The 18,216-nt window shown below is 54.8% G+C and carries 23 protein-coding genes; 10 read left to right on the top strand and 13 right to left on the bottom strand.

The features are described from left to right. Positions 1-53 precede the first annotated feature (53 nt). From flgJ to flgB, 9 genes are all read right to left on the bottom strand, one after another. On the bottom strand, positions 54-995 hold the full coding sequence (flgJ, locus tag AC6I8T_RS07860) for a flagellar assembly peptidoglycan hydrolase FlgJ (RefSeq protein WP_021186016.1): 942 nt from the start codon (positions 993-995) through the stop codon (positions 54-56). Beyond that, entirely contained in the window at positions 995-2,101 is a 1,107-nt protein-coding gene (locus AC6I8T_RS07855; RefSeq protein WP_021186017.1) for a flagellar basal body P-ring protein FlgI, read from the bottom strand. The genes flgJ and AC6I8T_RS07855 overlap by 1 nt, the downstream gene beginning before the upstream one ends. Positions 2,102-2,110: 9 nt before the next feature. Further along, complete coding sequence (locus AC6I8T_RS07850) at positions 2,111-2,821, bottom strand: flagellar basal body L-ring protein FlgH (RefSeq protein WP_021186018.1); 711 nt, start codon at positions 2,819-2,821, stop codon at positions 2,111-2,113. 62 nt (positions 2,822-2,883) lie between these two features. Then, positions 2,884-3,666 carry a flagellar basal-body rod protein FlgG gene (gene flgG / locus AC6I8T_RS07845; RefSeq protein ID WP_013508646.1) on the bottom strand — a complete coding sequence of 261 codons (783 nt, stop codon included), beginning with the start codon at positions 3,664-3,666 and terminating at the stop codon, positions 2,884-2,886. A 16-nt stretch (positions 3,667-3,682) separates the two neighbouring features. After that, a complete protein-coding gene (locus tag AC6I8T_RS07840; RefSeq protein WP_021186019.1) occupies positions 3,683-4,441 on the bottom strand; it encodes a flagellar basal body rod protein FlgF in 759 nt (252 codons plus the stop codon). Between the two features lie 20 nt (positions 4,442-4,461). Continuing rightward, the gene (gene flgE / locus AC6I8T_RS07835; RefSeq protein ID WP_021186020.1) at positions 4,462-5,682 is read right to left on the bottom strand and encodes a flagellar hook protein FlgE; all 1,221 of its coding nucleotides are present in this window, start codon (positions 5,680-5,682) and stop codon (positions 4,462-4,464) included. A gap of 26 nt (positions 5,683-5,708) precedes the next feature. Further along, positions 5,709-6,383: a flagellar hook assembly protein FlgD gene (gene flgD / locus AC6I8T_RS07830; protein WP_021186021.1), complete on the bottom strand. Its 675-nt coding sequence runs from the start codon at positions 6,381-6,383 to the stop codon at positions 5,709-5,711. 12 nt (positions 6,384-6,395) lie between these two features. Then, positions 6,396-6,800, bottom strand: coding sequence for a flagellar basal body rod protein FlgC (gene flgC / locus AC6I8T_RS07825; RefSeq protein ID WP_013508642.1), 405 nt, complete (start codon positions 6,798-6,800; stop codon positions 6,396-6,398). 2 nt (positions 6,801-6,802) lie between these two features. Continuing rightward, a complete protein-coding gene (gene flgB / locus AC6I8T_RS07820; protein ID WP_021186022.1) occupies positions 6,803-7,216 on the bottom strand; it encodes a flagellar basal body rod protein FlgB in 414 nt (137 codons plus the stop codon). Between the two features lie 154 nt (positions 7,217-7,370). Between flgB and flgA the strand changes: the two genes are divergently transcribed. From flgA to flgN, 3 genes are all read left to right on the top strand, one after another. Beyond that, positions 7,371-8,030: a flagellar basal body P-ring formation chaperone FlgA gene (flgA, locus tag AC6I8T_RS07815; protein WP_021186023.1), complete on the top strand. Its 660-nt coding sequence runs from the start codon at positions 7,371-7,373 to the stop codon at positions 8,028-8,030. A 105-nt stretch (positions 8,031-8,135) separates the two neighbouring features. Continuing rightward, positions 8,136-8,441 carry a flagellar biosynthesis anti-sigma factor FlgM gene (gene flgM / locus AC6I8T_RS07810; protein ID WP_021186024.1) on the top strand — a complete coding sequence of 102 codons (306 nt, stop codon included), beginning with the start codon at positions 8,136-8,138 and terminating at the stop codon, positions 8,439-8,441. 5 nt (positions 8,442-8,446) lie between these two features. Beyond that, positions 8,447-8,878, top strand: a complete 432-nt coding sequence (flgN, locus tag AC6I8T_RS07805) for a flagellar export chaperone FlgN (protein WP_021186025.1) — start codon at positions 8,447-8,449, stop codon at positions 8,876-8,878. Positions 8,879-8,997: 119 nt separating this feature from the next. Here the strand turns inward: flgN and murJ are convergent, their stop codons facing one another. The 4 genes from murJ to rimJ all read right to left on the bottom strand — a co-directional run bounded on the left by murJ (position 8,998) and on the right by rimJ (position 12,826). Beyond that, a complete protein-coding gene (murJ, locus tag AC6I8T_RS07800; RefSeq protein WP_208725238.1) occupies positions 8,998-10,536 on the bottom strand; it encodes a murein biosynthesis integral membrane protein MurJ in 1,539 nt (512 codons plus the stop codon). Between the two features lie 121 nt (positions 10,537-10,657). Next, the gene (locus tag AC6I8T_RS07795) at positions 10,658-11,578 is read right to left on the bottom strand and encodes a Gfo/Idh/MocA family protein (protein ID WP_208725237.1); all 921 of its coding nucleotides are present in this window, start codon (positions 11,576-11,578) and stop codon (positions 10,658-10,660) included. Position 11,579: 1 nt separating this feature from the next. Then, positions 11,580-12,218 carry a DUF480 domain-containing protein gene (locus AC6I8T_RS07790; RefSeq protein WP_208725236.1) on the bottom strand — a complete coding sequence of 213 codons (639 nt, stop codon included), beginning with the start codon at positions 12,216-12,218 and terminating at the stop codon, positions 11,580-11,582. A gap of 17 nt (positions 12,219-12,235) precedes the next feature. Beyond that, positions 12,236-12,826: a ribosomal protein S5-alanine N-acetyltransferase gene (rimJ, locus tag AC6I8T_RS07785; protein ID WP_013508634.1), complete on the bottom strand. Its 591-nt coding sequence runs from the start codon at positions 12,824-12,826 to the stop codon at positions 12,236-12,238. Between the two features lie 247 nt (positions 12,827-13,073). Here rimJ and mdtH point away from each other — a divergent pair, with 247 nt between their 5' ends. The 7 genes from mdtH to bssS all read left to right on the top strand — a co-directional run bounded on the left by mdtH (position 13,074) and on the right by bssS (position 18,184). After that, complete coding sequence (gene mdtH / locus AC6I8T_RS07780; protein WP_021186030.1) at positions 13,074-14,276, top strand: multidrug efflux MFS transporter MdtH; 1,203 nt, start codon at positions 13,074-13,076, stop codon at positions 14,274-14,276. Positions 14,277-14,365: 89 nt separating this feature from the next. Beyond that, entirely contained in the window at positions 14,366-15,013 is a 648-nt protein-coding gene (gene grxB, locus AC6I8T_RS07775) for a glutaredoxin 2 (protein WP_021186031.1), read from the top strand. 110 nt (positions 15,014-15,123) lie between these two features. Further along, the gene (locus AC6I8T_RS07770; protein ID WP_036627684.1) at positions 15,124-15,687 is read left to right on the top strand and encodes a lipoprotein; all 564 of its coding nucleotides are present in this window, start codon (positions 15,124-15,126) and stop codon (positions 15,685-15,687) included. Positions 15,688-15,866: 179 nt separating this feature from the next. Continuing rightward, positions 15,867-16,913, top strand: coding sequence for a dihydroorotase (gene pyrC, locus AC6I8T_RS07765; protein WP_021186033.1), 1,047 nt, complete (start codon positions 15,867-15,869; stop codon positions 16,911-16,913). Between the two features lie 69 nt (positions 16,914-16,982). Next, a complete protein-coding gene (gene dinI, locus AC6I8T_RS07760; RefSeq protein WP_013508629.1) occupies positions 16,983-17,228 on the top strand; it encodes a DNA damage-inducible protein I in 246 nt (81 codons plus the stop codon). Between the two features lie 143 nt (positions 17,229-17,371). Then, positions 17,372-17,641: a hypothetical protein gene (locus tag AC6I8T_RS07755; RefSeq protein ID WP_208725234.1), complete on the top strand. Its 270-nt coding sequence runs from the start codon at positions 17,372-17,374 to the stop codon at positions 17,639-17,641. A 288-nt stretch (positions 17,642-17,929) separates the two neighbouring features. After that, positions 17,930-18,184, top strand: a complete 255-nt coding sequence (gene bssS, locus AC6I8T_RS07750) for a biofilm formation regulator BssS (RefSeq protein WP_013508627.1) — start codon at positions 17,930-17,932, stop codon at positions 18,182-18,184. Positions 18,185-18,216: the final 32 nt, after the last annotated feature.

The raw sequence follows: 18,216 nt of genomic DNA, 5'->3' as shown, positions 1-18,216 counted from the left end.
CCCGGGTTGTATGAAGGTTATCGGCGTGCTTAAGTGAAACTTGAGGCAAAAAATCAGAACAAATCGGTCAAATCGTGGCTGTACGCTTTCACAACTTTTTCGCCCATGTTTTTGAATTGCTGGATCATTCCCACCAATTTCTGAGCATATCTCGGGTCAGTCGCATAACCGGCAGCCTGCAACGCTTGTGCCCCCTGCTCCGCCGTCTGCGCGTTGGCGACCGCGGCATAACGTGGGTTGTTTGACAGCAGTTTGACGTAGTCCGTCAGCGCCTCCAGATAGGAGCCGTAAACACGGAAGGTTGCGCGTACTTTTTTCGCTTCGCCGTGTTCATATTCGGTGGTCATGATATCGGTGGTTTCACCTTTCCAGTCACCGCTGGCCTTGATACCGAACACGTTGTAGCTCGGTTTACCGTCACGCGTCAGAATCTGACGCTGCCCCCAGCCGGACTCCAGCGCCGCTTGCGCCAGAATCAGATGGTGTGGAATACCGCTCTCGTCACTCGCCACTTTGGCAGGCTGCGCCAGTTGAGCAATAAAGTCGCTGCTGTCGCCGGATAAACTGCCGGGTGATACCGGCAGTCGCGGCATCGCTTTACGTACCATTTGTTCCAGCTGCATCGGCGCCATGCTGCTGTAAATGAAGCTGTTATCCAGCTTCATCGGTACGGTACCCGCACGCTCATCCGGTTCCTGTGCGGGTTGCATCTGTTTGACGATGGTTTCAGCCAGGCCAAGTCCGCGTTTGCCCATCTCCTGCGCAATCTGCTGGTCGTACATTGAGGTAAAAAGCCGCGTCTGGTCGTTGCTCAACAGGCCATCTTTTGGCAACGCTTCACGCATACTTTTCAGCATCATCTGCACGAACATGCCTTCAACCTGCTTCGCCACCTGTAAGGCTTTACCTTTCGGGTCCTGACTGGCTTCGCGTTTCAGGTCATTGAGCGAGCGGCTGTCATAAGCCGCATTCATCAGCGATTGCGTATCACTCATCAGATAATTTCCAGTTTGGCGCGCAGACAGCCCGCACTCTGCATTGATTGCAGAATTGACATCAGGTCAATCGGTGTTGCACCCAGCGCATTCAACGCACGCACCACATTATTGAGGTTGGCGCTGGCGTTGACGTGTTGCAGCGCCCCACCACTCTGGCGCATATCGATCTGCGTCTGATTGGTCGTCACGGTTTGACCACCTGCGAACGGCGTATTCGGCTGATTGACGTTCTGCTGCTGATTGACGGTGACCGACAGGTTGCCCTGCGCGACCGCACAGGTACTCAGCGTCACTTCGCGGTTCATTACCACCGAACCGGTACGTGAGTTGATGATCACTTTGGCGTCTTCCAGCGGTACGGAAACATCCAGATTCTGGATATCCGACAGCAGGCGCACCTGCGAACTATTATTCGGCGACACACGAATTTGCACGGTACGCGCATCCAGCGGCTGGGCATAACCATAGCCACCACGATTGATGGCATCCGCAATACGCTGCGCCATAGTGAAATCTTCGTTGTTCAGTTGCAGGTTGATGGTGCTCTGGCTACCAAAGTTGCTTTGCAGCTCACGTTCCACCGTGGCCCCACCGGTAATGCGACCACCGTTCAACTGGTTTACCTGGACGCTGCTGCCACCCGCAGCGGCACCGGCACCACCGACCAGAATGTTACCCTGCGCCAGCGCATAGACCTGGTTATCCACGCCTTTCATCGGCGTCATCAGCAGCGTACCGCCACGCAGGCTTTTGGCGTTACCCAGTGACGACACCACCACATCAATGGTTTGTCCCTGACGCGCAAAGGCCGGCAGTGAGGCGGTGACCATCACCGCCGCCACGTTTTTCAGCTGCATGTTGGTGCCGGTCGGTACGGTGATCCCCAGCTGCGACAGCATGTTGCTGACGGTTTGTGTGGTAAACGGCGTTTGCGTGGTCTGGTCACCGGTGCCGTCCAGCCCCACCACCAAGCCATAACCGATCAACTGGTTGTCGCGCACGCCCTGTACCGTGGTCAGATCGCGGATGCGGTCAGCATGAGCGATAAGGCTGAATCCGAGCAGGAAGCTCAGGCTCAAACGCAGCAGAGTGTTCATTTTCATCGTAACCTCTTACATCGGCGAAACGTTCAGGAAGAAACGCTGGAACCAACCCATCGTCTGCGCCTCATTGATATAACCATTGCCGACATACTCAATACGTGCGTCGGCCACTGCGGTTGACAGCACCGCGTTACTGGCGCTGATGGTGCGGGGGTTAACCACACCGGAGAAACGAATAAATTCGGTTCCCTGATTAATCTCGATCTGTTTTTCACCCACTACGCGCAGGTTGCCGTTGGACAGCACCTGATTCACGGTGACGGTGATGGTGCCGGTAAAGGTATTATTTGCCGTAGCACCGCCTTTGCCGGTGAAGTCGTTTTTGCCTTCGCCATCAAGACCGACCTTCTCCCCACTCGCGCCGACCAAACCATTCAACGCGGTTGGCACGGTAGTCAGCCCAAAGCTTCCACTGCCATCACGACTGGCATTGGCAGACGAACTTTTGCTGGCGCTGACGTTTTCCTGCAAGGTAATGGTCAGGGTGTCGCCGATATTGCGTGGACGACGATCCTCAAACAGCGGCTGATAGCCGTAGTTCAGCGGCGCAACGCCCTGAAAAATGGAACCATTCACCACCGGTGGCGCAGAAGGCGTTGGCTCAGCCGTTGTCGAGCCTTGTACCAGTGGCGTGCGTGGAACCAGCGCACAACCGTTTAATGTCAGTAGTGATAACGCTACTAACCAATGACCAGGCTTGAGAATCACTTGCTTCGCCACGGAGTTCTGACCTTTTTCATGTTCTTAATCAGGCCAGCCAGGCTGGCCCAACGACACCAGATTTATAACTGGGTTAACTTCGCTAACATCTGATCGGACGTGCTGACCGCTTTACTGTTGATCTCATAAGCGCGCTGCGTCTGGATCATGGAAACCAGTTCTTCCGCCACGTTGACGTTCGAGGTTTCCACATAACCCTGATACAACAAACCGGCACCGTTCTGGCCAGGCGTGCTCTGGGTAGCCGCACCCGATGCCTGGGTTTCCTGATAGAGGTTTTCACCCAGGCTATCGAGACCGGCGTCGTTCATAAAAGTACTGAGTGTTAACTGGCCCACCTGGGTCGGGTTGGTCTGACCCTGCTGCGTCACACTCACGATGCCATCACGCGAAACAGTGATGCTGGTGGCGTTGGCAGGAATGGTGATACCTGGCTGCACGGTATAACCTGAGTTGGTCACCAGCTGACCATTCTGATCCACCTGGAATGAACCATCGCGGGTATAGGCGGACGTGCCATCCGGCATCTGCACTTCAAAGTAACCCTGACCGTTAATCGCCAGGTCTTTTGAGTTACTGGTTTGCGACAGGTTGCCCTGAGTATGCAGACGTTCAGTGGTCACCGGACGCACACCGGTACCAATCTGCATACCAGACGGTAACGTGGTTTGCTCGGATGACTGCGTGCCCGGCTGGCGCACGGTCTGGTACATCAGGTCTTCAAAAACCGCACGCGAACGCTTAAAACCGTTGGTGCTGACGTTCGCCAGGTTGTTGGCGATGACGTCCATATTGGTTTGTTGGGCATCAAGGCCGGTTTTCGCAATCCATAAGGAACGAATCATTGTTTTGTCCTCAGCCTTAGCTGCTCATGTTGAGCAACTGATTGGCTTTTTGTTCGTTTTCATCGACGTTCGAGATCACTTTCATCTGCATCTCAAAACGCCGGGCGTTGGCGATCATATCGACCATGGTTTCCACGGGCTTAACGTTACTGCCCTCCAGCACCCCCGGCGACACCTGCACGTTGGCGTCCTGCGCCAGCGTCGCACCGCGTGTAGCCTGGGTTTGTGCGGTAGGACGGAACATCCCGTCGTCACTGCGTTGCAGTTCCTGGCCGGTCGCCGTGACCAGCTTCAGACGACCAATCTGCACCGTGGCATTGGGTGCATCACCCGGGTTACGAGAGGTGATGGAGCCATCCGTTGCAATAGTCAGTTCAGCGCCTTGCGGCACGGCAATCGGCCCGCCATCGCCCATCACGGGATTGCCCTGGATTGTCAGGATGCCGGTGGAGCTGATTTGAATGTTACCGTTGCGGGTGTAAGCCTCGCTGCCGTCGGCGGTACGTACCGCCAGCCAGCCGTCCTGCCCCACCGCCACGTCGAGTGCGCGACCGGTATTGTCCATCGCCCCTGCACTCATATCGGCACCCGGCGTAGAGGCCGTCACCAGGGTACGCGTCGGCAGCGACCAGCCATTGACCGGCACCGCGCGGTACGCTTCCAGCTGAGCACGGAAACCCGGCGTGGAGGCGTTGGCGAGGTTGCTGGCCGTGACGGACTGCTGCTCCAGCGTCTGGCTGGCGGCTCCCATCGCGGTATATATCGCGTGATCCATAATGCAATCCCGTTAGTGAATTAGCGTAAGTTGACCAGGGTATTGAGGATCTGGTCCTGGGTTTTGATGGTCTGCGCGTTCGCCTGATAGTTGCGCTGCGCGACGATCATGTTGACCAGTTCCTGACTCAAATCCACGTTGGAGGCTTCCAGCGCGCCTGCGGTCAGTGAACCGAAGGTGCCGGTGCCTGCGGTACCGATCGCCGCCTGACCAGAAGAACTGGTGGCGCTCCACACGTTGTCACCTTCAGACTGCAACCCTTCCGGGTTAGAGAAGCTCGCCAGCACGATCTGACCCAACAGCTGCGTTTGCTGGTTGGAGTAGGTACCGGTGATGGTGCCGTCATCGTTGATGGTGTAGGTGGTCAGATCGCCCGGCGCATAGCCATCCTGAGTCGGGTTACCGAAGGTGGTGGTGCCGGTGTTCTGTTGCAGGCTGCCTTGCATGCTCAGGGTAATGGACTGACCTGCGGCTGCACCGTTGGTCCCGTCAATACTCAGGGCTACGGTGGTGGCACCGGTCACGCCGCCCACGCTGGTCAGGTTACCGCTACTGTCAAACGTCAGGTCGAAATCACCCGCAGAAGTCCCGGTGGTGGAGTCGATAGCATGGACGGTCCAGGCGTTATCACCGGTTTTGACGTAGTACATGTCGAGGGTGTGATCGTTACCCTGGGAGTCGTACACCGTCATGGTGCTTTTGGCGTTGTAGCTGTCAACGTCCGACGCATCAAAGGTGGTGACCGTCGGGATATCACTGGTGGAGTTAAGGTTCGCCACCTGCGTTGCCGTGGAGGTCGCTTTTGCTGACATCTGGGTGGTTGGAATGCTCAGCGCCACCGGGTTGGCACCGGTCTGAATGGTAGCCGGGGAGCCGCTGGCCGGATAGCCGGTCACGTACAGGCCCTGCGTGTTGACCAGGTTACGGTTTTCATCCAGCGTAAACTGACCGTTACGCGAGTAGTACACCGCGCCGCTGCTGTCAGTCATACGGAAGAAACCGTTGCCGCTCAGCGCCACGTCCAGACCACGGCTGGTGGTGGTGGTGGTGCCGTCGTTAAAGTTCTGGATCACCGCTGCAACTTTAGTCCCCAGACCAACGTCTGAACCGGCGAACAGGTCAGCGAAGGCGATGGTGCTGGATTTAAAACCCGCTGTCGCGGAGTTGGCGATGTTGTTACCAATGACGTCGAGGTTGCTTGAAGCAGCGCCCAGGCCGCTCACCGCTTGGGAAAAAGACATGTTAATTTCTCCGGGTTACAGGTTAATTAGAGAATCTGACGTACTTCATCAAGGGTCGCGGTGCCCATGGTGCCGAGGTCCAGTGTCGAGGTGTCATCCGTTGTACTGACGCCACTGACGTAGGCGTAATTCAACGGCTGAGCCACCAGTTGGGTGCTGCCATTGCTGGCGGCAATCGAAACGGTATATTTGCCATCCGGGGCAGTTGAGCCGTCGGTCAGGGTGCCATCCCACGAGAAGGTATGAACGCCTGACGACAATGCGCCGAGATCAATGGTGCGCACGGTTGCACCGGTTGAATCTTTGATGGTGGCGGTGGTGGCGGTTGACGCGGTGGTCAGCTCCACACCAAATGGCGTGGTGGTGCCACTGCCTACCAAAATCTGGCTGCCATCCACCATCACGCCATGACCAATCAGCGTGGTACTTTGCAGGTTCTGGCTGGTGCTGATCTGCCCGGAGATCGAACCCAGCGTGGTATTGAGTTTTTCAATGCCGCTCAGGGTGTTGATCTGTGCCAACTGCGTGGTGAGCTGGCTGTTATCCATCGGGTTAGTCGGATCCTGGTTCTGCAACTGCGTCACCAGCATGGTCAGAAACTGGTTTTGTAAGTCTTCTGCGCTGTTACCGGTGCTGCTACTGCTGGAGGAGCTGAGGACCGTGGGGTCCAGGTTTTCGTTAACGCCTACCGCGATACCCATTGTGTTTCTCCGTTACTGACCCATGGTCAGCGTTTTCATCATCATTGATTTCACGGTGTTCAGGACCTCAACGTTGGCCTGGTAACTGCGTGAGGCCGACATGGTGTTCACCGTCTCTGCCACCACATCCACATTGGGCATCTTGACGTAACCTTTCTGGTCAGCCATCGGATTGCCCGGGTCATACACCAGTTTCGCCGGGGAAGGATCGTCCACCACCCCCGCCACCTTGACGCCACCGGTCGCCATACCCGGCGCGGCATCGGTCTGAAACACGACTTGCTTCGCCACGTAGGGCTGACCATCCGGCCCGGTGACGCTGTCGGCGTTAGCCAGGTTACTGGCGCTGACGTTGAGGCGCTGCGACTGCGCCGTCATAGCCGACCCGGCGATATCAAAGATATTTAGCAATGCCATTGTTATTGCCCCTGCAGAACGCTCATCATGCCTTTGATTTGGCTACTGATAAGGGTGAGATCGGTTTGATATTTCAGGCTGTTGTCGGCGAACTGCGTACGTTCCCGGTCCATATCCACGGTGTTGCCATCCGCGGCAGGCTGATCGGGAATGCGGTACAGCAGATCCATCGACGGCTGAGCGTCGCTCTGCGCTTCAATGTGGCGGGCAGACGTCACTTTGAGCGCCAAACTGCTGCCCTCCGAGCGACCGTTTTCCATCACCTTGCTGAGCTGGCTGGCAAAGTCGATATCCCGAGCCTGGTAACCCGGGGTATCGGCGTTGGCAATGTTGGATGCCAGGATCTCCTGACGCTCCGCTCGCAAGTTAAGGGCTTCTGTACCAAATCGCAGCGCGGCATCGAGTTTGTCGAGCATGCTTCCTCCGCGAATGAGAATTTCGAGCTGACAGCTTAATTGGGGAAAAGCAAGGGCTATCGTCTGAATAGCGCCAAAAACATTGGCTATTTTTGACATTGATTTTTTTGCGAGAGGAGTAGACTCAGTGCCATCTTCAGTCAGGAGGCGTGTTATGCGCAGATTTACAACCTTACTGGCCCCAATTTTGCTGGCCCTGGCGCTGCCCGGTCAGGCGGCCGATCTCCAGGCCCAGCTGACGCAGTACTTTAAAGCGCGCGATCCGCAACACGCGGCAGGGATGAATGTGGTGATTCGAACGCCACAAGCGCAGTGGCCAGACTGCGCTGCGCCACAAATTGTGTTGCCCGGCAACAGTCGCCAGTGGGGCAACATGAGCATCGCCACCAATTGCGGGCAGAATCGCCGTTATTTGCAGGTTCAGGTGCAGGTCACCGGTGTTTATCTGGTGGCAAATCATCAGTTAATGCGTGGCAGCAACGTCACGGCCAGCGATTTTCGTTTACAATCCGGGCGGCTGGATACGCTGCCCGCGCGAACCCTGTTCTCCACCGATAACGTGGCCGATGCCATCGCCATGCGCGATATCACCCCCGGGCAGCCGGTAACCGCCACTATGGTGCGTCTGCCCTGGCGGGTAAAAGCAGGACAAAATGTGATTGTGGTGGCCAGCGGTAACGGGTTTGATGCCAGTAGCGAAGGCAAGGCATTAAATAATGCGACCACCGCGCAGATGGTCAGAGTACGGATGGGTAATGGTCAGGTCGTCAGCGGCCGGGTCGGCGAGGATGGGAATATTCTTATATCGCTATAAAGCGCTAAAGAACCCTGTTTTTCTGCCGATAGTGAAAGCAACAAAGAAATTACCCTATGCTGACTCAGTTGGCTTATCCCCAACTGACCTTACAGGAGCAAGACCATGAGCATCGACAGAACCCAGCCTATTCAGCCGCCGAGCACTGTTCAGACCCGTGAAAATACGGACAACGGCAGCAAAGTGCGCCAGAGCAGCACCGCAGCCACGACCAGCACCAGCGAAAGTGGTGCGCAGGTGAAACTGAGCGCTGCCCAGGCGCAGCTGACACAACCCGGCAGCAGCGACATCAATACTGCGCGCGTTGAGCAACTGAAAACCGCCATTCGCAATGGCGAACTGAAAATGGATACCGGCAAGATCGCCGACGCGTTGATTGCTGATACTAAGGCGTATTTAGAGGGTAATTAATCCCGATGAACAATCTGTTGACCACATTAGATAAGATGCAGGAAGTGCTCTCTTCACTCCGCGAAGTGATGAATGAAGAACAGCAGCAACTTGCTTCCGGCCTGATTAACGGTAACCTGTTGCAGCGCATCACCGAAGATAAAAGCGCGCTGCTCTCGACGCTGAATTATCTTGACGAGATGCGCCGGACTACCGAGCAAAGCACCGGTACGCAGGCGCCTTATCGTGGCAACAGCGATATGTCACGCCGCTGGACGTCTATCCAGAAACATACGCGTCAACTGCGTGACGCCAATACGCATAATGGTTTGCTGCTACAGCAGCAGATCCGTTTTACCGATGATGCGTTAGCGGTGTTGAAGCCCCATCAAACGCAGGCATTTTATGGTCCGGACGGATTAGGTAAAGGTCAGTCAACACTGAGCCGCAAAGGGTAACCGTCCGCGTTCCAGATGTAAAAAAACCGCCATCGCTGATAACGAGGCGGTTTTTTGTGCGTTAAATCGCGCCCGGATTTTTGTAGCGGCGCGATTTATCACGCAAGGTCAGAGCGCTTTTATGCCTGCGTACGGCGGGCAAAATCGCGCGGGCGGAATCCCATCAGACCGAGCACCACAAAATACGCCCCGCCACCGACAGCACACACCGCCGCCAGACGCAGTAAACGCCACCACATATGTCCCACTTCCCATGACGGCATGACATACAACAGGCCCAGCAGCGCCACCGCCATCGCCACCACGGCGATCAACAGACGGATCAAAAAGCTAAACCAGCCCGGTTGTGGCTGAAAAATCTGTTGTTTTCGCAGCTGCCAGTAAAGCAGTGCCGCATTGAGGCAGGCCGCCAGACCGATGGAGAGCGACAACCCGGCATGCTTCAGTGGCCCGATAAACGCCAGGTTCATCAGCTGCGTCATGATCAGGGTGATAATGGCAATTTTCACCGGCGTTTTGATGTCCTGACGAGAATAGAAACCCGGTGCCAACACTTTCACCACAATTAACCCCATCAGCCCGACCGAGTAGGCAATCAAGGCACGTTGCGTCATCGCTGCATCGAAGGCGGTAAATTTCCCGTACTGGAACAGGGCCACAGTCAGGGGACCGGAAAGAATGCCCAGCGCCACCGCACTCGGCAGTGCCAGCAGGAAACACAGGCGTAACCCCCAGTCCATCAACCGTGAATACTCATCATGGTTATTGCTGGCAAAACTTTTCGCCAGCGAAGGCAGCAGGATAGTCCCCAGTGCCACGCCCAACACGCCAGAAGGAAACTCCATCAGGCGGTCGGCATAGTACATCCAGGAGACGGAACCCGAGACGAGGAATGATGCAAAGATGGTGTTGATAATAAGAGAAATCTGGCTGACGGAGACGCCAAGAATCGCCGGCCCCATCTGACGCATGACGCGCCAGACACCCGCATCACGCAGGTTGACACGCGGCAGTACCAGCATGCCAATTTTCTTCAGATGCGGAAGTTGATAGAACAACTGCAACACGCCCCCCACCACCACGGCCCAGGCCAGCGCCATCACTGGCGGATGGAAATGCGGTGCGGCAAACAGCGCAAAACCAATCATGCTGATATTCAACAACGTCGGGGCAAAGGCAGGAACCGAAAATCGATTCCAGGTATTCAGAATGGCCCCAGCCAGCGATGCCATTGAAATCAGAAAGATATACGGAAAAGTCACCCGCAGCAGCGAACTGGTGAGCGCAAACTTATCGGCGGTATCCGCAAAGCCCGGCGCAGTCACCACAATCACCCAGGGCGCGGCAATCATGCCCAACACCGTCACCAGCGCCAGTACCAGAGTTAATAGCCCGGAAACATAGGCCACAAATACCCGAGTCGCTTCTTCGCCCTGCTTGCTTTTGTATTCGGCAAGAATCGGCACAAATGCCTGAGAGAAGGCCCCTTCAGCGAAAATACGTCGCAGCAGGTTAGGCAGTTTAAAGGCGACAAAGAAGGCGTCGGTGGCCATTCCGGCACCAAACACTCGCGCCACGATGGCATCGCGGGCAAAGCCCAGCACGCGGGAAAACAGGGTCATCGAACTGACCGCTGCCAGCGATTTCAACAAATTCATAATTAGCGGCGCATCCTGAAAAGAGTCGGATAAATGAGCAACTTAGCGCGGGCATTCGAAAATGCCCGGCGATAGTCTACTGCCACGGCGGGAAATGACCAGCATTGAGTGTTACAAGGGATTATTCCTGTTCGGCATCACGCCACAGCTTTTCCACCAGACGCTGCGCCGCCAGCGCTTGTTCGCCACTGGTTACAGGCATCGTCTGATTTTGTACGCACTGAATAAAATGGTGAGCGGCCCCGGTAAAACCACGCTGTGTCAGATGACTCTGCCATGCGGGTGGCGCGTCAAGGCGTAACCCTGTCAGGTTTTCCTGTTGCCAGTCACGCATCTCTGCCACCTGAATGTAATCACCCTCACAAATGGCACTCACCACTTCACGTTGCGTTCCGGCACGACGGTGCATGCTGGTGGTGATTTGCAGCGCACCTGCGGAAAAATGGTGTTCCGCATACAGCATCGCTCCCTGCTCGTTGGTTTCAATATGACCGTGGAGGTGCGAGAGTTTACCACCGGCCAGCCATAACGCGGTGTCAACCACATGCAGATAGTCGTCTAACAACGTAAAACGCAAATCTTGCGGCCCGACACTGTCGGCACGGTGCTTTTCGATACGCAGCGATGCGGCACGCGCCATTTCAGCCTGTAATTGTTGATAACGCGGCGCAAAACGACGGTTGAATGCCACCATCAGTTTGCGTTTGCGTTTCTCCGCCAGCGCCACCAGCGCTTCAGCCTGCTGTAGCGTTTCCGCCAGAGGTTTATCGACGCAGACATCTTTATCTGCCAGCAGCAACGCTTTGACCACCTCGTAATGTGAGGCGGTGCTGCTATGCACAAACACCGCGTCGCTGGCGGCCGCCAGCGCATCGAGCTGACCAAAACAGGGAATGCGGTAGCTATCGCAAATCGGCTGCGCTTTGGACTGATTAGGTGAGAACGCGCCGGCCAGTTGCCAGCCTTGCGCTTGCGACAACACCGGCAGCCAGGCTTTCTGTGCAATGCCGCCTAATCCGACCATCCCAATACGCAATGTCATTTTAATGCTCCTGTTGCAGCAACTGTTCCAGTTGCGCCTGCAACCGGGCTACCGTTTCTTCCAGTTGGGCGACCCGCTCCTCCAGATCTGCATTATCTTCAGCGGTGGTTGTGGCCGGTACATCTACCACATCACCGCCGAAAAGATGCATATAACGACTTTCACGCTTACCCGGTTCTCGCGCCAGACGCACCACCATAGGGCCATCTTCACGGGAAATTAAGCCGTTCAGCGTCTGCTCAACCTCGTTCATATCGCTGAATTCATGCAGGCGACCACTGCGGGTACGCAGCTCGCCGGGTGTCTGCGCTCCACGTAAAAACAGCAACGTCAACACCGCCACTTCCGCGCTACTCAGTTGCAGATTACCAAACGCGGAGTTGCAAAAGCGTTGTTCATATTTACTGACGCGCTGACCAAAGCCGCTGTTCGACGTGACCAGGTGCTTTTTGACCAGTTCATCCAACTGGGATTGCACCTCGCTCTCGCTCAGGTTCATCACCGGTTCACGGTTAGATTTTTGATTGCAGGCGGTGACCACCCCATTGAGCGACAGCGGATATTGATCGGGTGTGGTGACCTGTTTTTCCAGCAGACAACCAATCACACGCAATGCCTGCACTGATAATGCCATTTTCATCGAATTATTCCCTTTTCTTATCCGCGGCGGTCCGGGGTCCACTCGCGCCAGGTTAAGGCTGTCAGAACATGATCCTGCCAGCGGCCATCAATTAACAGGTAATCTTTGGCATAACCCTCTTTTTCAAAGCCCAGACGTGCCAGCAGATCGCCGCTGCGCTGATTATGCGGCATGTAGTTCGCCATAATACGGTGCATGTGCTGCTGCCGCTGCATATATCGAATAGCGCTTTGCAGGGCTTCAAACATCAGTCCCTGCCCCTGCCATTTCTCTCCTAATGAATAGCCAAGGTAGCAAGCGTGAAAGGAGCCTCGTAGCACGTTGCTGAAGTTGGCAACGCCGCGCACTTCACGCTCTTCCTGATCCATTAAGACAAAATAAAATGCCGAGCCTTGTTTGTGCATGTCGGCAATCAATCCCAAACGCGCCTGCCAGCCAGACGGATAGCAATGACTTTCATCACGTACCGGTTCCCAGGGCTTGAGAAAAACACGGTTTTCCGCGTAGTAATCTGCCAACCGCCAGGCATCACGCTCATGAACTAAACGGACCACCAAACGATCGGTAGTGAGGCGCACGCGCGGCCCAGCAGAACGATAGCCAAACATCTTGACTCCTGAAATCCAAGACTTAAGAAGGAAGTACGCCATCGGCGTTATATCTCACTATAACCGTCACCCTGCTTGCGGTAAAACCCCGTTTCCCGCCCTTCGCTATTCATCCCAATTCAGGATTAATTTCTTTACCGGCTCGATGAAAAAATATCATCCTGATAATCCTGTTTTTCCTGCCTGCACAGGCGGAAAATAGACCAACTGGTCTCTTTTCTCCTCTCTTCCTTGCTCAGGATTTAGCATGTCTCGGGTTGCGCGGGCACGACGCCTTGGTAAAACATTTTTATTAGTAGATAACATGCTGGTGGTGTTGGGTTTTTTTGTGGTATTTCCTCTCATCTCCATTCACTTTGTCGAACAACTCGGCTGGGCCGCGCTGATGGTCGGGATTGCGCTGGGTCTGCGTCAGTTTGTGCAGCAGGGTTTCGGTATTTTTGGCGGTGCGATTGCTGACCGCTTCGGCGCTCGTCCCCTTATCGTTTCGGGGATGCTGATGCGCGCTGCGGGCTTTGCCTGTATGGCGCTGGCGCACGAACCCTGGGTGCTGTGGCTGGCCTGCCTGTTATCGGGCCTTGGCGGCACGCTGTTCGATCCTCCCCGCAGCGCGATGGTGGTGAAGCTGGTACGCGCCCGCGAACGTGGTCGCTTCTTCTCCCTGTTGATGATGCAGGACAGCGCGGGCGCGGTACTGGGTGCGCTGATCGGCAGTTGGTTACTGGCCTGGGACTTCCGTCTGGTTTGTTGGGTAGGTGCGGCGGTTTTTGTCAGCGCGGCATTATTTAACGCTATTTGGTTGCCCGCCTGGCGTATCTCCACCGAACGTATCGCGATGCGTGAAGGTATGCACCGCGTCTGGCAGGACAAACGTTTTCGCCTGTATGTACTGACGCTGACCGGTTACTACATTCTTGCCGTGCAGGTGATGCTAATGCTACCGGTGATGGTTAACCAGGTTGCGGGGGCACCCGCGGCGGTGAAATGGATGTACGCCATTGAAGCGCTACTTTCGCTGAGCCTGCTCTATCCGTTGGCACGCTGGAGTGAAAAACGCTTCCGGCTGGAGACACGGCTGATGGCCGGATTATTTCTGATGACCATCAGCCTGTTGCCGGTGGGTCTGACCACGACGCTGCCGTCGCTGTTTTTCCTGATCGCCGTGTTTTATCTCGGCTCGATCATTGCTGAACCGGCGCGAGAGACCCTCAGCGCCTCGCTTGCCAGCCCACGCGCGCGTGGTAGCTATATGGGGTTCAGCCGTCTTGGCCTGGCGATTGGTGGTCTGATTGGTTATTCCGGCGGTGGCTGGATGTTTGATGTCGGGCAGCAACTTTCGCTGCCGGAATTGCCGTGGATGCTGCTCAGCGCGGTGGGCAGCATGACGCTGTTGGCGCTGTGGTGGCAGTTTCAACCGCGCTCGGTGGCCCCGGCGTTGTACAGCAGCTGATTTGCCCGCACCCATAATCTCTCCCATACTTCCCGCACGTCTGTAAAAAGGGTGACGCCAGTCACCCCCGGGAACCGAGGAGAAACAGGATGAAACTCTACATCTACGATCACTGCCCTTTTTGCGTCAAAGCGCGCATGATTTTTGGCCTGAAAAATCTGCCCATTGAACTGGTCGTGATGCTCAATGACGACGAGAACACCCCCAAAAAGCTCATTGGTCAAAAGATGGCACCCATTCTGCAAAAAGCCGATGGCAGCGCGATGCCGGAGAGTATGGATATTGTCCGTCTGGTGGATAAGCAGGATGGCGAAACCTTGTTAAATGGCAAAATCAATCCCGCCATCACCGACTGGTTGCGCCATGTGAATGGTTACGTGAATAAACTTCTGCTGCCGCGTATTGCTGACGCTGCTTTTGCTGAGTTCGCCACCCCTGAAGCCCGTCATTATTTCCGGGAGAAAAAGCAGGCCAGCATCGGCGATTTTGGCGAGCTGCGCAAACATTCACCCGGATTAATCAAAAACATCAACGATGATTTGCGTCAGCTGGATAAATTGATCGTCAAACCCAATGCGGTAAACGGTGAGCTATCAATAGATGATATCAATTTGTTTCCGTTGTTACGTTCACTGACCCTGGTTGCCGGTATCGAATGGCCAAGCCGGGTAGCGGCTTATCGCGACAATATGGCGAAACAAACCCAGGTGAATTTGCTGTCATCTATTGCTGCCTGACCGTTTTGATGAGGAGCGCCCGCGCGTTTCTCATCGCTCTCCTGGTGACACCCGCCCCTGATTCAGGCAGGCTATGGCACGTTTGCCGTATTGTTCAGGATGAGGAAAGTATGAAGAAGGCATTTCCCGGGCTGATGGCCCTGCTTTTTGCCGTGCTGCTGGCCGGCTGTAACCAATTAACCCAATACACAATCAGCGAGCAGGAAGTTAATCAGGCACTGCAAAAACACAACAACTTCGAGAAGGATGTGGGTGTTTCCGGACTGGTGAATGCGCATATTGTGTTGACTGATTTGAGCAGCCAGATTGGCCGTGAAGAACCCGGTAAGATCACCTTATCCGGTAAAGCTAACATTAATGTCAGCTCCCTGTTTGGCCCACAGCAAGCTGAAATGCAGCTAAAAATGAAAGCACAGCCGGTTTTCAATGCGCAACAGGGGGCAATCTACCTGAAGGATCTGGAGATCGTTGATGCCCAGGTGCAACCGGAAAAAATGGCGTCGATCATGAAAACGCTGACGCCTTATCTCAATGAATCGCTGAAACGTTACTTCGATGAAAAACCCGCGTATGTGTTGAGCGAAGATCGTAGCAAAGGCGAAGCGCTGGCGAAGAAATTCGCCAAAGGCCTGGAAGTGAAACCCGGTCAGTTGGTGATCCCGTTCACTGACTAATTCCCTTGCAATGATACGTAGCGGCGCGATTGATCGCGCTGTACGGGGTAAAACCCGCGCGATCAATCGCGCCGCTACGCAACATGAATAAAATCCCGTGCAAACGGTTGCTCACATCCTTATGATTACTCCCCGGCCTAAACGTGCCTTTCGTTTTCTACCTAGCCGGAGCCTTTTGAATGACAGCCCAACCCCAGCAAATCACGATTCGCCGCCCTGACGACTGGCATATCCATCTGCGCGATGGCGCAATGCTTCAGGCAGTTTTGCCTTACACCAGTGCGGTGAATGGTCGTGCGATTGTCATGCCAAACCTGGTTCCGCCGGTGACCAGCGTTGCTGCTGCCATCGCGTATCGCGATCGCATTCTCGCTGCACTGCCAGCAGAGCATAACTTTACGCCGCTGATGACCTGCTACCTCACCGATTCTCTGGATCCCGATGAGATTGAACAAGGCTTTCGTGCCGGGGTGTTTACGGCCGCAAAACTCTATCCGGCCCATGCCACCACTAACTCCAGCCACGGCGTGACCAATATCGCGTCCATCGCTCGCGTGCTGGAACGGATGCAGCAAATCGGCATGCCGATGCTGGTGCACGGTGAAGTAACCGATTCGCACATTGATATTTTTGACCGCGAAGCACGTTTTATCGAAACCGTACTGGAACCGCTGCGTCAGCAATTCCCTGGCCTGAAAGTCGTGATGGAGCACATCACCACCAAAGAAGCGGCTGAATATCTTGCTGCCGGTAATGAACTGTTGGGCGCGACCATTACTCCCCAGCATCTGATGTTTAACCGTAACCATATGCTGGTTGGCGGTGTGCGTCCCCACCTGTATTGCCTGCCGATCCTGAAGCGTAATATTCATCAGGAGGCACTGCGCAAACTGGTCGCCAGCGGAAACCGTCGTGTGTTCCTCGGCACCGATACTGCGCCGCATTTGCGTCATCTGAAAGAAGCCAGTTGCGGGTGTGCCGGGGTCTTCAACGCGCCGACATCTTTACCGGCCTACGCTACCGTATTTGAAGAACTGGGTGCGTTGCAGCACTTTGAAGCCTTCTGTTCCGAAAACGGGCCAAACTTCTACGGCTTGCCATTGAATGAAGGGACACTGACGCTGGTGCGGGAGCCGTGGACGGTTGAACAGAGCGTGGCGGTCGCTGACGATACCCTGGTGCCCTTCCTCGCCGGTGAGACACTTAACTGGCGTGTGACTGACTGATATTTTTCACGCTTGCCTTCGGGATAATTATACTGTACAAATAACCAGTATATTATCTCGGAGGCGTTTATGCGTGTTGAAATTACCGTAGCAAAAACTCAGCCCCTTCCTGCGGGCGCACTGGATGCGTTAAGCGCAGAGCTTACCCGCCGCATCTCCCGTGATTTCCCAGACGATGAACATCACGTCAAAGTTCGCTATGCCAGCGGCAATCAACTGAGCGTTTTTGGTGGTTGCAAAGAAAATCGCGAACGTATCAGCGATATTTTACAGGAAACCTGGGAAAGCGCTGACGACTGGTTTATTACCGATTAACCGCCACTGCGCAGTTTTTGCCGGGTTTCGCCACCCGGCTTTTTTGTTTTATTTCCGCCTCGCCAGACAAACTCTCTGCATCTAAAATCATCATTACTCCCCACCCATTCTTGCGCACGTCATGCTGACAGGAGACGTTTTACATGACTCACGATAAACCGGAAGAGGCAATGACGTTTGGCGAGCTGCTGGCATTAATCAGCGAACAGCAACGCCGCTTGACCGTGCTGGAAAGTGCCTTCGCCAATCTGACCTTCTGTCTGGACGATCGCGCCAGCCAGTTGCTGGTCCATAATCTGACGCTCGAAGCGCAAAATCAGAACCACGACGAGCAGTTACAGCACCAATTTGCTCGTCTGGCTGAAGAGATTCAAAAATGCGCGGGAACCGTTCAGGACCAGGAAAAGGGCTAACTTCACAGTTTTCATCGGCTCAAGAGTTTTCCTAAAGCCAGGCGACTTTGCTGCCGATAATCTCTTTAGCGTCGGTAATTTGTTGCGCGGAAAAATACCCACGCCGGTAGGTGTATTATTATTTTTAAAAAGACGCATCTCAAAAGCATTTATTTTGTGTTTTTTTTCACCACCACATTTTTTAACTATTGTACCGTTCGTTTCATGTTATAATTATCTCGCTTGTGCAAGAACAGCCGCATTGAACCTCAAGAAGCACTTCGTTTAACGAGTAAAAAGGAGGTTATAATGGACAGAAATAAAGACGTCATCCAGACTCATCCATTAGTGGGATGGGACATTAGCACCGTTGACAGCTATGACGCCATGATGATTCGCCTGCACTCGCTATCATCGCAGGATCAGAAAGAAGAAGAAGCTGATGTTGGCCCTACCTACTGGCTGACCACCGACGTGGCCCGACAGTTTATCTCGATACTTGAAGCTGGCATTGCGAAAATTGAGTCTACCGAGCAATACCTACGCGATAATCAAAAGCATTAATTTCTCCCATCGCGTGTAAGGGGCACCCTCAA

It is taken from the genome of Pantoea sp. X-Soil-OKNW-556, from assembly GCF_059730695.1.
The sequence above is the reverse complement of the archived record's forward strand: the minus strand, read 5'-3'. Positions and strand labels throughout refer to the sequence as shown.

Coding starts and splice junctions, on each gene's coding strand:
- dinI (WP_013508629.1), top strand. CDS start 16,983: ATGCGTGTTGAAATTACCGTAGCAAAAACTCAGCCCCTTCCTGCGGGC.
- bssS (WP_013508627.1), top strand. CDS start 17,930: ATGGACAGAAATAAAGACGTCATCCAGACTCATCCATTAGTGGGATGG.
- flgB (WP_021186022.1), bottom strand. CDS start 7,216: ATGCTCGACAAACTCGATGCCGCGCTGCGATTTGGTACAGAAGCCCTT.
- flgN (WP_021186025.1), top strand. CDS start 8,447: ATGAACAATCTGTTGACCACATTAGATAAGATGCAGGAAGTGCTCTCT.
- flgM (WP_021186024.1), top strand. CDS start 8,136: ATGAGCATCGACAGAACCCAGCCTATTCAGCCGCCGAGCACTGTTCAG.
- flgG (WP_013508646.1), bottom strand. CDS start 3,666: ATGATTCGTTCCTTATGGATTGCGAAAACCGGCCTTGATGCCCAACAA.
- flgD (WP_021186021.1), bottom strand. CDS start 6,383: ATGGGTATCGCGGTAGGCGTTAACGAAAACCTGGACCCCACGGTCCTC.
- AC6I8T_RS07755 (WP_208725234.1), top strand. CDS start 17,372: ATGACTCACGATAAACCGGAAGAGGCAATGACGTTTGGCGAGCTGCTG.
- flgE (WP_021186020.1), bottom strand. CDS start 5,682: ATGTCTTTTTCCCAAGCGGTGAGCGGCCTGGGCGCTGCTTCAAGCAAC.
- AC6I8T_RS07790 (WP_208725236.1), bottom strand. CDS start 12,218: ATGAAAATGGCATTATCAGTGCAGGCATTGCGTGTGATTGGTTGTCTG.
- pyrC (WP_021186033.1), top strand. CDS start 15,867: ATGACAGCCCAACCCCAGCAAATCACGATTCGCCGCCCTGACGACTGG.
- mdtH (WP_021186030.1), top strand. CDS start 13,074: ATGTCTCGGGTTGCGCGGGCACGACGCCTTGGTAAAACATTTTTATTA.
- AC6I8T_RS07840 (WP_021186019.1), bottom strand. CDS start 4,441: ATGGATCACGCGATATATACCGCGATGGGAGCCGCCAGCCAGACGCTG.
- flgC (WP_013508642.1), bottom strand. CDS start 6,800: ATGGCATTGCTAAATATCTTTGATATCGCCGGGTCGGCTATGACGGCG.
- AC6I8T_RS07795 (WP_208725237.1), bottom strand. CDS start 11,578: ATGACATTGCGTATTGGGATGGTCGGATTAGGCGGCATTGCACAGAAA.
- rimJ (WP_013508634.1), bottom strand. CDS start 12,826: ATGTTTGGCTATCGTTCTGCTGGGCCGCGCGTGCGCCTCACTACCGAT.
- flgJ (WP_021186016.1), bottom strand. CDS start 995: ATGAGTGATACGCAATCGCTGATGAATGCGGCTTATGACAGCCGCTCG.
- grxB (WP_021186031.1), top strand. CDS start 14,366: ATGAAACTCTACATCTACGATCACTGCCCTTTTTGCGTCAAAGCGCGC.
- murJ (WP_208725238.1), bottom strand. CDS start 10,536: ATGAATTTGTTGAAATCGCTGGCAGCGGTCAGTTCGATGACCCTGTTT.
- flgA (WP_021186023.1), top strand. CDS start 7,371: ATGCGCAGATTTACAACCTTACTGGCCCCAATTTTGCTGGCCCTGGCG.
- AC6I8T_RS07855 (WP_021186017.1), bottom strand. CDS start 2,101: ATGAAAATGAACACTCTGCTGCGTTTGAGCCTGAGCTTCCTGCTCGGA.
- AC6I8T_RS07770 (WP_036627684.1), top strand. CDS start 15,124: ATGAAGAAGGCATTTCCCGGGCTGATGGCCCTGCTTTTTGCCGTGCTG.